This is a genomic window from Streptomyces sp. NPDC020845, assembly GCF_044334165.1.
GTDB lineage: Bacteria > Actinomycetota > Actinomycetes > Streptomycetales > Streptomycetaceae > Streptomyces.
Genome location: NZ_JBIRSJ010000004.1, coordinates 368,159 through 381,748, shown reverse-complemented (window position 1 = coordinate 381,748; position 13,590 = coordinate 368,159). Strand labels below are relative to the sequence as shown.

The following is a 13,590-nucleotide window of genomic DNA, read 5'->3' as shown; positions in this document are numbered from 1 at the left end:
ACCGTCGCGAGGTGAGGCGCGGTGAACGGACCCGCCACCGGGCCACTCCCCCTGACCCTCGCGGAACTCCTCCAGCACGGGCCGCTCGGCGGTGTCACCGTGTACGGCCCGGCCGAGCGCACGACCGAGGTCAGGGCCGTGCGTATCGCCGACCGGCTCGACGCCCTCGACGGGCTGCAGCCGCACACCGCCGTCGTCCTGACGGCCGGCGCGGCGACGGCCTCGTGGACCCTGGAAATGGCCTTGCGCAAGGCGTGGGAACACGCGGCGGCGTGTGTCGTCGTGGCGCGGGACACCGGGCGCCCGGAGTCCGTCGCCGAGCTGGCCGACCGGCTCGGCGTGCCACTGCTGGTGGTCGCGGGCGACGCCCTGGACACCGCCGTCCGTATCGCCTCGGCCCTCGCGCGGCCCGAGGCGGGGCGCACCGAACTGGTCGCCACCGCCGCCCGACGGATCACCGCGGCCGGAGCGCATCCGGTCCGCGTCGTCTCGGCGCTGCACGCCGTGCTGCCATCGACGTCCGTTGCCCTCACCGCCCCCTTGGGCGAGCTGGTCGCGGGCCGTGCGGCGGCGCTCGACGAGCGTGCGGGGCCGGTGTGCGTGCGGGTCGAGGTGGCCGACCCCGACGGCGGCCCGCTGGCCGCGCTCACAGCGCGGTCCCGCTCCCGGGTGGCGGGCTGGGACGCGACGGTGCGGGAGGTCCTGGGGCTGGCCGTCGCCCCGCTGACGGCCTGGGCCGCGCGCGAACGCCTGGCCGCGGAGCGCACCGGGCGCCGCGCCGCAGGCCTGCTGGCGGAACTGGTGGCGCGGGCCGGATCCATACCCCAGGAGCGGGCGGCGGACGGCGCCCCGGGCCCGTCCGAGCGTTACGACCCACTGCTCGCGGAGGCCGTCGCGCTGGGCTGGCCGGTGCACGGCCCCTTTCTCGTCTACGCGGTGCGGCCCGCCGGGGCGGACGGGCCCGGGCATGGCCACGGCGCTCTGCTGACCGCTTGGTGGGCGCGCGGTGGCCCGGGCGGGCCGCTCGTCCCGTACGAGGGCTGCTGGGTGGCCTGGGAGAGGCCGGAGGGAACACCGGACGCCGTCCCGGAGGGAACACCGGACGCCGTCCCGGAGGGCACACCGGACGCCGCGGACCCGGTCGCCGGCGCGGAGAAGAGGCTGCGGGCCACGCTCGCCAAGTCGGCGCCACCGCTATCCGTCGCCGGGGCGGTGGCCGGTCCGGCGGCGGGCCTCGCCGAGCTCGGACCGGCGCTGGCCGACGCGGTCGCCGCCGTGCGCGTCGCACGGTCCGGCGACGTCGCACGCGCCGACCGGATGGGGCCGGACCGCTTTCTGGCCGCGGTGCCGCGTGAAGCGCTGCACGGCCCCGCCGAGATGCTGCTGGCCCCACTGCTGCGCGCCGACCGGGACGGCTCCCTGCTGCGCACCCTCGCGACCCTCCTCGATGTCGGCACGCCGTCCGCCGCGGCGGCCAGGCTGGGCGTGCACCGCAACACGGTCACGGCCCGCCTGGAGCGCATCAGGTCCCTCGGCTGCGACCCCGACGACCCGGCGCTGCGGCTCGCGCTGCACCTCGCCTGCCGGGTGCTGCTCGGCCGGACGCCGCCGGATACGGCCGCCGATCAGCTGTAGGCGGCGGGGTAGTCGGCTCGTGCGCGCTCCGCGCTGAGGATCCCCTGGCGCACGTCCTCGGCGACGGCTTCGGCGGTGCGCTCGGCGGCGGGCCCGAAGCCGCCGCCCCCGCCGCTCTCGCAGCGCAGCACATCGCCCTCCCGTACCGGCAGGGCGTTGGCCTTCAGCAGCGAACGCTCGTCGTCCCGGCCGGGGTTGAGCGTCACCCGGGGCGCGGCGCCGGCCCCGCCGCCGAACAGGCCCCACGCCGGGGTCACCGACCGCTCCCACCACAGCGACAGGCTCTGGTCGGCGGTGAACCGGTACTGGCGTACGACGCCCGTACCGCCGCGGGTTCGCCCGGGGCCGGCCGAGTCGGCGCGGATCGCGTACTCCTCCACCCGTACCGGGAAAAGGGTCTCCAGGACCTCGACCGGCATATCGCGCAGGGCGCCGTTGACGTTGTTGATCAGGCAGGACTCTCCGTCGCCGGTCTCCCAGGCGCCCCAGCCGCCGACCGTCGCCTCCTGGGAGACGAACAGCTTGCCGGTGCGCGGGTCGACCCCGGTGAACTGCACGATCATCGAGTCGCCGTACGAGGCGGCCGCCGCCCGGTCCGGTACCGCGGGAGCGAGCGCCTTGACCACCAGGTCGATGACGAGACCGAGGTGCGAGTAGTAGTACTGGCAGGCGGCCGGCTCGACCGCGGCGAGCATGGAGCCGGGCCGGGTCACCACCTCAAGCGGTCTGAACGAGCCGCCGTTGAGCGGTACATCACCACTCACCAGCAGCTTGTAGCCGACCCGGCAGGCGGCGACGGTCTGGGCGGCGCCGCAGTTGACGGGGCCGGTGGCCTGGTCGGCGCAGTCGGTGACGTCCATGGTCATCCGGTCGCCTTCGACGGTGACGCGGACGGTGACGTGCAGGGAGGTGCCGAGGTCGATGCCGTCGTTGTCGAGCCGGCCGGTGGCCTCGTACACGCCGTCCGGGATGGCGGCGATCTGCTCCCGCTCCAGGCGCTCCGTCTGCTGGAAGATCGCGTCGCGGGCGGCCAGCAGCGTATCCATGCCCCACCGCTCGACGATCTCCCCCAGCCGCCGGGCGCCGGTGAGCGCGCAGGCCACCTGGGCGCGCATATCGCCGAGCGTGGGCTGCGGGAAACGCACCTGTCGTGCGATCAGGTCCTGCGTCAGCACACAGGGCTCGCCGCCCTCGTAGATCTTCAGGGGGCCCATGCGCAGGCCCTCCTGATAGATCGTCGTGGAGTCCATGGATCCGCCCGGGTCCTTCGATCCCATGTCGATCCAGTGGGCCCGGGACGCCGCGAACCCGACCAGTTCGCCGCGGACGTGAATGGGTGCGTACACCGTGACGTCGTTGAGGTGGGTGCCGCCGATGTAGGAGTCGTTGAGCACCCACACATCGCCCTCGCGCCACGCCTCGCGGCCGTACATCCGCTCGGTCGCCCGGGTGCACTCCTCGAGGTTGCCGAGGAAGATCGGCAGCCCGGACGACTGGCCCAGGACGTGGTGGTCGCGGTCGAGGAGGGCGACCGCGCAGTCCTTGGCCTCATAGATCGTGGGGGTGTACGCGGACCTGATCAACGTGGTGTTCATGTCCTCCGCGGCCTGGAGCAGGGCGCAGCGGACGATCTCGGTGGTGATCGGGTCGATCACCGATGTGCGGGCGTTCACGCGGTGCCTCCGAGCTTGATGACGAGAAAGCCGCCCGCGTCGACGGTGACGGTCGCGTCGGGCGGGACGACGGTGGTGGAGGTGGCCTCGACGACGATCGCGGGGCCGGCGAACTGATCGCCCGCCGCGAGGTGTTCCCGGCGCAGCACCGGGGTCTCGTACGACATGTCGCCGAACACGACGGGCTTGACCCGCCCGGCCCACGGGTCCTCGCCGGGCTGCGCCGCGTACGGGGCGGCGGCGGTGTCCGGGAGCGCGCCGAGCGCCGTGGTGCGCAGGGCCACGAACTCGACGGGCGCGCCGGGCGTCGCATGGCCGTACCGGCGCTCGTGCAGCGTGGCGAACCGGTCGGCGACGCGGGTCCGGAAGTCCTCGCGCAGCGGCTCGTCGGCGGCCTCCAGCGGCACGGTCAGGGTGTAGTCCTGCCCCTCGTACCGCATGTCGACGGCGTGCTCGACCCGCCGTCGGCCGGTGTGCACGCCCTGCTCGCCGAGCGCGTCCAGGGCCTGGCCCGCGAGCCCGCCGAGGGCGTCGGCCATCGCGGCCCCGTCCAGTGTGTCGCCGGGGGTGAAGAACTGCCGGGTGAAGTCGCGCCGCACCTCGCTGCCGAGCATGCCCCAGGCGGAGAACGCGCCGGGGAAGCGCGGGATCACGACTTCTTCGACGCCGAGTTCGCGGGCGATGTCCACGGCGTGCATGGGTCCGGCGCCGCCGAACGCGAGCAGGGTGAACTGGGCCGGTTCCAGTCCGTGTTCCACGGTGAGGGTGCGAATGGCCTGCGCCATCTTGGCGTTGGCCACCTCGCAGATGCCGCTCGCCAGCTCCAGGGGGCTGAGCCCCAGCTGCCCGGCCAGCTCTCCGACCGCGCGGTGGGCCGCGGCGAGGTCGAGCGTCATATGGCCGCCCGCGAACCACTCGGGGTCCACCCGCCCCAGCACCGCGTTGGCGTCCGTGACCGTGGGCCGGGTGCCGCCGCGTCCGTAGCACGCCGGGCCCGGAACGGCGCCGGCCGACTCGGGGCCGACACGCAACCCGCCCGCCTCGGCGTACGCCACCGAACCGCCGCCCGCGCCGATGGTGTGCAGGTTGACCAGGGGCATCAGCACCGGGAAGCCGTCCGCCGAGCCCTCGTTGGCGATGTCCGGCCGGCCGTCGAGCACCAGCGACACATCGAACGACGTACCGCCCATATCGACGCAGATCGCATGGGGCCGGTGCAGGAGCGCGGCCGCCCGGACCCCGCCCATGGTGCCGCCGACCGGCCCCGACAGCAGCGTCTGCAGCGGGTTCCGGCGCGCGAACGCGGCGTTGACCACGCCTCCCGAGGACTGCATGACCTGCACCGGCACGCCGAGCCCCCGCTCGGCGAACCGCTCCTCGATCCGTCCGAGATAGCGCCGGACGACCGGGCCGGTGTACGCGTCCAGCACAGCGGACGAGGTGCGCTCGTACTCGCGCCACTCCCCGGCCACCTGGTGGGAGAGGACGACCATGACGTCGTCCCCCAGCTCCTGCGCGAGGATCTCCCCGGCCCGCAGTTCATGTGCCGGGTTGACGTAGCTGAACAGGAAGGACACGGCGACCGCCGCGAACCCCTCCGTCCGGGCCCGCCGCGCCGCCTCGCGCACCGCCGCCTCGTCCAGTGGCCGCAGCTCCTCGCCGCGCCAGTCCAGCCGCCCGCCCGCCTCGGCGGTGGCCTGCCGTGCCACCAGGGGCACCGGCTTGCGGTAGTGCAGGTCGAACATGCGATCGCGGTTGCCGCGCGCGATGGAGTAGACGTCCCGCATGCCCTCGGACATCAGCAGCAGGACGCGGGCGCCCTTGCGCTCCAGCAGGGCGTTGAGGCCCTGGGTGGTGCCGTGTACGAAGAAGGAGATCGCCGCCGGATCGGCCACCGCCCGGCCCAGCGCGGCGAAGACCCCCTCGGCCAGATCGCCCGGCGTGGTGGGAGCCTTCGCCGCGACGTAGGTGCCGCGCGTCTCGTCGTACGCGACGACGTCGGTGAAGGTGCCACCGATGTCCATGGCCACCCGGTATGTCATGCCCGCCTCCCGGCTGTGTCAGGGGTGGACCGACGCTAACGAGGGATGGACGGCGGCGGGTGTGCGGCGCGCACGGGCGGGGTGCGCCACTCGTGCGCCCCGCACAGTCGGCTCTCAGCCGGCGTTCTCCGGCACCCCGCCCGGCTGCCGCACGTCCTCGTGGAGGTGCACGATGCGCCAGGTGCCGTCGGCGCCCTTGCCGTCGTCACCCTTGCCGTCGTCACCCACGCCATCGCCGCCCTTGCCATCGCCGCCCTTGCGGAGCAGCGCGGTGTTGCGCACCAGCTCGGGCCGGAGCCTGCCACCGTCCGGTGCGGGGGCGAAGTCGACACGCAGCCAATAGCGCACCAGCGCCAGGTCGCCGAAGACGTCGATCACCGGGTCGTACGCGTCGAGGCCGGTCTCCTCGGGCCCGTCCCCGGCCGCCGGCCGCTCGGCGCGCAGCCGGTCCAGGTCCGACTTGCCGAGCAGCAGCGGCTCCGCCGCCGAGTCCCAGACCGTCGCCCCCGGGTCGAGCCGCGCGTCGATCCCCTCCCGGTCCCCGGCGGCATACGCCTCGTACATGCCGGTGACGACCGCCCAGACGGCCCCGGCGGCCACGGGTGAGGCCCCGGGACGGGCGAGGGAACCGTGCGGAACGGATGCAGACATGGCAGGCTCTCCAGGTGGTACCGGGGTTGCTCGGCAGCGGGGGCGTCGACGCGCGAGCTGTCCCCGTGCTTCACAGATGATGACCCGGCACCCCCACCCTCCGCTACCGCATCTGGCGCCGCACCAGTTCGTGCAGCTTTCCGCCCGGGACGGCCATCAGCTCGGCCGGGGCGCCCTGCTCCACGATCCGGCCGCCCTCCATGACCAGGACGCGGTCGGCGTCCATGACGGTGGACAGCCGGTGCGCGATCACCAGTCGGCTGGCGTTGAGGCGGCGGGTGCTGTCGATGACGATGCGCTGGGTTTCGTTGTCCAGGGCGCTGGTGGCCTCGTCGAAGAAGAGGATGCGCGGACGGCGGATCAGGGCCTGGGCGATCATCAACCGTTGCCGCTGGCCACCGGAGATGGCGCCGCTGCCGGAGATCATGGTCTGGAGCCCCATGGGCATCTGGCCGATGTCCTCGGCCAGACCCGCCAGTTCGGCGGCCGCCATGGCCTCCTCGGGGGTGAACGGCTCGGCGCCGCGGATGCAGTCGAGCAGCGTTCCGCCGAGGGGCTGGGCGTTCTGCAGGACCACTCCGCACTGACGGCGTACCGCCGCCTGGTCGAGGGCGGCGAGGTCCTGGCCATCGTAGAGGACACTGCCGGACACCGGTCGTTCGAAGCCGATGAGCAGCCGGAGCAGCGTGGACTTCCCGCAGCCGCTGGGGCCGACGACGGCCACGAATTCGCCCGGGCGGATCTCCAGTGAGACATCGTCGAGCACCAGCGGTCCGTCGTCGCCGTAGCGGAAGGTGAGGTTTCTGGCCCTGAGGTCACCGGAGAGCACGCCGGGCGGGGCGCTGCCGCCGCGGACCTCCGGCGGTTCGTCCAGGATCGGCTTGACCTGCTCGAACAGAGGGAGAACGGCGACCACCGAGACCAGGGCGTTGGTGAGCTGGGTGAGCGAGGTGAGCAGCATGGTCACGGAGGTGTTGAAGGTCAGGAACGCGCCCGCCGACATGCTCCCCCGCGCCGGACCGGCCAGCAGCATGAACACGATGAGCGAGACCAGCGGAAGGTAGACCGCGTCCAGCACCTGGGTGAGGTTCTTGATGCGCCCGGTGCGCTGATGCAGATCGCGGGAGTGGGCGAAGCCACGGGCCCATGCCGCGTACGCGAAGTTCTCGGCCGCGGCGACGCGCAGCTTGGGAAGGCCGCGCAGGAGCTGGAATGCCTGGTTGTTGAGTTTGTTCTCGCTCTCCACGAGCCGCCGCTGCCAGCGCACCTGCCACAGCCCCATCCCCAGGAAGACCCCGGAGACCACCAGCAGCATGGCGACCACCGCGAGCGCCAGGGAGGCGTTGTAGTACAGCAGCAGGGCAAGGTTCATCGCGCCCACGGTGCCGGCCTGGAAGACCGTCGGCGCGATCCCGGACAGCACCCGGCGCATGGCGCTGATGCCCAGCGCGGCGCTGGCCAGCTCTCCGGTGGAGCGCCGGGCGAAGAAGGTGGTGGGCAGCCGCAGCAGCCGGTCCCATACGGCGGGCTGGAGGGTGCTCTCCAGCCGTCCCTCCAGCCGCAGCAGGGTGAGGTTCTGCAGCAGCATGAAGGCGGCCGCGACAACGCTGGAGACGATCAGGGCCAGGGCGATCTGGACGATGGGGCTCTTCTCGGCGCGCGGCACGAATCCGCCGAGCACCTGTCCGGTGGCCAGCGGCACCAGCGCGCCGAGCACCACCGTCACCAGCCCGCTGATCAGCAAGTTGCGGACGTCGCCGACGGCGCCCCGGGCGCTGAAGCGCATCAGCCGCCACATCGTCATCGGCTTGTCGGGCAGCGGGCGGTAGAACATCAGGGCCCGCGGTTCGAACTCCTCCGCGTTGCTCGCACCGACGCGGATCCGCATGCCGGAGACGGGGTTGAGCGCTTCGTACCCGCCGCGCCGCCACAGCAGCGCCACCGGGGCCCCGGACTTGGCGCGGTAGCCCACCAGCGGTCCGGTGTCCTCCCGCCACCAGCGACCCTCCAGCCGGACGGGGCGGGTGCGGATCCGGGCGTGTGCGGCGATGCGCTCCACCGGGTCCGTACGGTCGTCGGCGGCGCGGCCCCTCGGCGGTCCTGGCAGGGTGATCCCCGCGGCCTCCGCCACTGCGCGGCACACCGCGTGCACGGCGTCGTCGGTGTTCTCCTCCGACGGCCGACGGTCGCGCCGCGGCCCTCCGATGGAGGCGATCAGCGCCTGGTCGGCGCGGGAGCGCATGGCCTCACCGGCTCTGATCCCGGCCGCCGTGCGGTCCGCGTGGGCCCGCTCCATGGTCTCGATCCAGCGGTCCACGGCGGTGCCGAGCCGGTACTGCTGGTTGACCATCCGCTGCCACAGCGCGCCGTCGATCAGCAGATCACCGGCGGCCTGGGCGCTGTACTCGGCGCCGTAGCGCACACTGCCGGGCGGCACCGGGAGCCAGAGCAGGTCCTCGTCGGCCGCGTCCGTGTCGGGCGCGGCCCCGCCGTCCAGCAGGGCCTGGAAGAGCACGCCGAGGCTGCGGCTCACCCCGAGCGCCACGGCGTGTTCCAGCGGGGTGGGCGGGGTCTCCTGGAACACGCCACCGCCCCCGTACGTGCCGTACGGATCGCCGGCGTGGCCCGTGCCGTACGACGTGCCGTACGTGTCGTGCGTGTCGTACGCCTCCGGCCGGTACAGCTCGCGCAGCGGGATGCGGCGCACCTGGCAGTCCTGCGAGGGGCGGCCCAGCAGGGTGTGGAGCGGTCCGTCGACCGGGCCCGGGAGCGCCGCGCCCGTCTCCAGCCGGCCGAGGAAGTGCCAGTGCCCCTCTTCGGCAGCGTCGACCGCGAACAGGTCCAGGGCGCCGCCGGCCACCAGCCAGAGCACCTGCGGGCCCTCCAGCGGAAGCCTGCGCAGCCCGGCGCAGTCGACGGGCGTGCCGAGGGCGCCGAGCGCCTGGATCACCGCATCGCCGCCGTCCGCGGCCACCGGCGCGGCCGGGTGAACGGACGCCATGTCAGTGCTCCTTCATCAGCTCGGCGTACGGGCCTCCGGCGGCGGCAAGGTCCTCGTGGCGTCCGCGTTCGACGACCGTGCCTCGGTTCAGGACCAGGATCTCGTCGCTGTCCCGCACGGTGCTGAGCCGATGGGCGATCACCACACACGCACAGCCGCGGCGGCGCAGATTGTCCATGACGATCTGCTCGGTCCGCGCGTCCAGGGCGCTGGTGACCTCGTCCAGCACCAGCACGCTGGGGCGGCGGACCAGGGCGCGGGCGATCTCCAGCCGCTGCCGCTGGCCACCGGAGAAGTTGCGGCCGTCCTGCTCCACCCGGCAGTGGATGCCCTCCGGGCGCCGTGCGATCACATCGTCGTAGAGGGCGGCGTCGCGCAGGGCGTCCACCACCGCGTCGTCCGGGATGGACGGATCCCACAGCGCCACGTTGTCCCGCACCGTTCCCTCGAACAGGAAGACGTCCTGGTCGACGAAGGAGACCGAGGCGGCCAGCGCCCCGCGGGGGATGTCCTCAAGACGCTGTCCGTCGATCCGGATGACCCCCTCCCAGGGGGTGTAGAGACCGGAGACGAGCCGGGAGACGGTGGACTTGCCACTGCCGGAGCCGCCGACCAGCGCCACCTGCCGGCCCGGGCCGACGGACAGCGAGAAGTCGCGCAGCAGTGGTTGGTCCAGCGGGCTGTAGCCGAAGGTGATGTTCTCCAGCGTCACCTGTCCGGTCAGCCGGCGGGTGTCCTCGCGCGGCTCGTCGCGGGTGTACAGGGAGTCCGCCGGGAAGTTCTCCACGTCCTTGAGCCGGGCCACATCGGCGGAGAAGTCCTGGATGCGGCCGGCCACGCCGTTGAGCCGGGTGATGGGTGCGGTGAAGCGGGCCACCAGCGCCTGGAAGGCCACCAGCAGACCGATCGAGATATGGCCCTCGACAGCCCGCAGCCCGCCGATCCAGAGGATGAGGGCGCTGTTGAGCGTGGCGAGGGTGGGGGCGACCACGGCCAGTGCGGCGCTCGGCACACCGAGGCGCTGCTGCTCCTCCAGGGTGATGGCGTGCTGACCTGCCCAGCGGCGGAAGTAGCCGGTCTCCCCGCCGGTGGCCTTCACGGTCTCGATGAGCTGGAGACCGGTGTACGACGTGGTGGTCAGCCGCGCGATGTCGGCCCGCAACTTCTGGGTCCTGGTGGCCCGCAGCCGTATCACCACCCGCATCGCCACCACGTTGAGCAGCGCCAACCCAACGCCGACCAGGGTGAGTTGAGGGTCGTACGTCCACAGCAGGAAGGCGTAGAGGACCACCACGACCCCGTCGACGGCCGCGGCGGCCAGATCGCGGGCAAGCGTCTCGGCGACGGTGTCGTTGGAGCGCAGCCGCTGGACCAGGTCCGCCGGGCTGCGCTGGGCGAAGAACGTGACGGGCAGCCGCAGCAGATGCCGCAGAAAACGCGCGCTGCTGAGGGTGGAGGAGATGATGCGTCCGCGCAGCAGATTCGCCTGCTGGACACCTGTCAGTACGGCCGTGAGGACCACCGCCACGGCCATGGACGCGAACAGCGGCCCCAGCGTCGAGTCCTGGCCGCCGATCAGGAAGGTGTCGATAAAGGTGCGGCTGAGCGCCGGCACCGCGGCCCCCACCGCCACCAGCAGCAGACTGGCCAGCAGCGAGGCCAGCAGGGTGCCCGTGGTGCCCCGCATACGCGGGGGCAGGGCGCCCAGCACACCGGGGCGGCGGCCACCTCGGCGGAAGGACTCCTCGGGTTCGAAGACCAGGACCACTCCGGTGAAGCTGGTGCCGAACTCCTCGATGGGGACGAAACGGCGCCCCTTGTCAGGGTCGTTGATATGGACGCCGCGCTTGCCGAACCGCCGTCCCATGCCGTCGTAGACGACGTAGTGGTTGAAGTTCCAGAACAGGATCGCCGGGGCCCTGACCTCCTCCGCAAGGGCCTCGGGCTCCATCTGCATGCCCTTGGCGCGCAGACCGTAACTCCGGGCGGCCTTGAGCAGATTGCTGGCACGCGAACCGTCCCGCGACACGCCGCAGGCGATCCGCAGCTCCTCCAGCGGCACATGGCGTCCGTAGTGTCCGAGCACCATGGCGAGCGACGCCGCACCGCACTCCAGGGCCTCCATCTGAAGCACGGTGGGGGTGCGCACCGTTCGGCGCCCGGGTTTCCTCGGCCCGGACCTCCCGGATCCGCCGCGCGGGGCGCGCCGCCGTCCGCGGGCCGGCTGGGGGCGGCGCGCCCCGCTGCTTCCGGCGGGTGCGGGCCGGGGCGGTCCGCCCTCGTTCGTCGCGGTCACGGGAGAAGCCAATCGATGGGGTGGTGGGCGGCCAGGTGAATGGTGCCGCTGGCCAGGGTCATGGAGCCGAGGGCGTACGGCGGGCCCTCGGGGGACGACCAGCGGTAGCCGGAGCGGGTGGCGGAGGTGCGGTGGAGGCGCACCTGGACCGCGACCGGCGGGCCGTGTTTCGAGAACTCCTCGCCAAGTTGCTCGGCTCCGAGGTAGGAGCCGATCTGCTGGCGCGACAGGGCGGCCCGGCCCACGGTCCGGACCTCGCCGCGCAGCACACCGTAGGTCTGCGTCGGCACGGACTGCACGCTGAGGTCGACCGCCGCTCCCGGCCGCACCGAGGCCGCCCGGTCAGCCGGTACGTACAGGGTCGCGACCAGCGGGTCACCGGAGCGGCGGACACGTTCCACGGAGGCGACGTTCGCACCGGTGGCGAGGACGGAGCCGATCGAGACCGAGAGGGTGGTGAGCCGGCCGGCGGCGATGGTGCGCACCACCGTGGTGCCGCGGGTGGTGCGGACCTTCAGCAGCGGTGCGCCGGCCCGGAGGGTGCTGCCCTCCTGCGCGAGGACGGAGGTCACCTGGCCGGCGATGGGGCTCTGCAGCACATAGCTGCCCTGCCCGTGGGTGAGGATGCCGGTGGTCTCCAGGGTGTTCGACACGGTGCCTGTGACGGCCCATACGGCGGCGCCGGCCATCACCACCAGCGTGACCGCCAGCGCCAGCCACCCCTGGGGGCGGGCGTAGCGCACCGGCAGATCGATGTCCTCTGCCGACTGCAGCTTGGCAAGGGCCTGCTGGCGGAACTGCACGAAAGTCTTTCCTCTAACCGCGAGAGAAGTGGCCGGATGCCCGGGCTCCGGAAGGAGCCGGCGCTGTGGCGCGGGCGAAGTGGCACGGCGCGTGTGGATGTGGCGGTGTACGTCGCTGCGACGGCGTCCGAGGATGCGGCCGCGGACCGCCGAATGCCCCGGACCAGGCGGGCCCGGGGCACAGGGAAGGCGGGGTACCGGCCTCAGAGGGTGGTGACGACTCCACCGACGATGCCGGTGGTGTTCAGGCCGGTGACACCGTCAACCGTGCTGGTGGCGAGGCCGACGGTGCCGACGGCGCCGGTGAGGGAGTCCACGGTGCCGAGAGCATCGCCCACCACGCCGAGCCCGCCCGCCACGTTGTCCAGCTCGGCGTCGGAGATCTCCTGGGTGGCGACCTTGGGCGCGTTGTTCATTGTTGCGTCTCCCTTGGATGACTGTCTCGTTGTGCTTCCGACCGCGCATGGGTGCCGACGGGGGATCGGCTCCCACGGCATGGTCACGGGATCCCGTAAGACCCGGGATTTCGTGGATGCCTGAGCGCGGAAGGGATGTAACCACGGGGCACACGGCACCGCGAATCAGCCAACCTTCGGAACCGGGCATTCCGCGACTTTCCGATCACGCGACATGTGCTTTCGGGCACGTCATCGGCGCCTTTCCCTCACAGGAAGGTCACTCTTAGCGCAAGACAGCACGCCCCTTTCGCGAGGTGATGCACGTCATTTCGGCCACGACCGTCATACCCGGCGCGGGGCTTGGCGCGACGGCCGGGGGTCTACGCGGGTCGTCTGTGTAACAGCTGTGCCCATCGCTTGAAGACCGGGCGAACGACGACCACAGCCGGGCTCGAGTGGCATGGGACTACGACATGTACGACTTCAGATCGCCCGGCTGCGACGGAAGCGTCGTACGCCTGACCCTGCGCCGCAGCGACGCACCTTCCGGGGCGTGCGAGGGCTCTTGCGGGACCGTAGGGGCGCTCTCCGCGGGGCGTGCGTCGGCTTCACCCCATGGGGGGCTAGGGGCGCTCTCCCCGTGTCCGTTTCCCGTCGAGATCGGTGAGCACGTAGCGGCATTCGGCCCACCGGGCATTCGGCCACCGAATCAATTGTCCTCGTGAGCCTCGCCGCACCGGGTCAACGCGACGAGCAGGAAAGGGGACAGCATGCACCTGACTCCGCACGAGCGGGAACGGCTGCTGGTCCATGTGGCGGCGGACGTCGCCCGGAGGCGCCGTGAGCGCGGGCTGCTGCTGAACTATCCCGAGGTCATGGCGCTGTTGACGGCGCATGTGTACGAGGAGGCGCGGGCCGGTGCCACGGTCGACTCCGTCATGGAGTCGGGGCGGCACGTCCTCAAGCGCGATGAGCTCATGGACGGCGTTCCGGAGATGATCCACAACGTCCAGGTGGAGGCGACCTTCCCGGACGGCACGAAGCTGGTGACGATTCACGACCCGTTTGATGAGCCGGAGGAGGAAGTCGCG

8 protein-coding genes and 1 pseudogene are annotated in these 13,590 nt (G+C 72.5%); 2 read left to right on the top strand and 7 right to left on the bottom strand.

Translation table 11 applies throughout. The features are described 5' to 3' along the window. Positions 1-21: 21 nt before the first annotated feature. Positions 22-1,635, top strand: coding sequence for a helix-turn-helix domain-containing protein (locus tag ACH4U7_RS11505; RefSeq protein ID WP_398527746.1), 1,614 nt, complete (start codon positions 22-24; stop codon positions 1,633-1,635). Here ACH4U7_RS11505 and ACH4U7_RS11500 read toward each other — a convergent pair. From ACH4U7_RS11500 to ACH4U7_RS11470, 7 genes are all read right to left on the bottom strand, one after another. Further along, entirely contained in the window at positions 1,626-3,308 is a 1,683-nt protein-coding gene (locus ACH4U7_RS11500; RefSeq protein ID WP_398527745.1) for a hydantoinase B/oxoprolinase family protein, read from the bottom strand. The two genes, ACH4U7_RS11505 and ACH4U7_RS11500, sit on opposite strands and share 10 nt — an antisense overlap. Beyond that, entirely contained in the window at positions 3,305-5,350 is a 2,046-nt protein-coding gene (locus ACH4U7_RS11495) for a hydantoinase/oxoprolinase family protein (RefSeq protein ID WP_398527744.1), read from the bottom strand. Before ACH4U7_RS11495 ends, ACH4U7_RS11500 begins: the two co-directional genes overlap by 4 nt. Before the next feature lie 114 nt (positions 5,351-5,464). Beyond that, positions 5,465-6,001 (bottom strand): DUF4440 domain-containing protein, encoded by a 537-nt coding sequence (locus ACH4U7_RS11490; RefSeq protein ID WP_398527743.1) that lies wholly within the window; start codon positions 5,999-6,001, stop codon positions 5,465-5,467. 103 nt (positions 6,002-6,104) lie between these two features. Continuing rightward, positions 6,105-9,002 (bottom strand): NHLP bacteriocin export ABC transporter permease/ATPase subunit, encoded by a 2,898-nt coding sequence (locus ACH4U7_RS11485; RefSeq protein ID WP_398527742.1) that lies wholly within the window; start codon positions 9,000-9,002, stop codon positions 6,105-6,107. Position 9,003: 1 nt separating this feature from the next. After that, positions 9,004-11,298, bottom strand: a complete 2,295-nt coding sequence (locus tag ACH4U7_RS11480; protein WP_398527741.1) for an NHLP family bacteriocin export ABC transporter peptidase/permease/ATPase subunit — start codon at positions 11,296-11,298, stop codon at positions 9,004-9,006. Further along, positions 11,295-12,101 (bottom strand): HlyD family efflux transporter periplasmic adaptor subunit, encoded by an 807-nt coding sequence (locus ACH4U7_RS11475; RefSeq protein ID WP_398527740.1) that lies wholly within the window; start codon positions 12,099-12,101, stop codon positions 11,295-11,297. The genes ACH4U7_RS11480 and ACH4U7_RS11475 overlap by 4 nt, the downstream gene beginning before the upstream one ends. Positions 12,102-12,304: 203 nt before the next feature. Beyond that, complete coding sequence (locus ACH4U7_RS11470) at positions 12,305-12,517, bottom strand: hypothetical protein (RefSeq protein ID WP_014173113.1); 213 nt, start codon at positions 12,515-12,517, stop codon at positions 12,305-12,307. Positions 12,518-13,269: 752 nt separating this feature from the next. On the opposite strand from ACH4U7_RS11470, the pseudogene ACH4U7_RS11465 reads away from it, so the two are divergent. Beyond that, positions 13,270-13,563, top strand: a pseudogene (locus tag ACH4U7_RS11465) (urease subunit gamma); the annotation flags it as partial. Between the last annotated feature and the right edge of the window lie 27 nt (positions 13,564-13,590).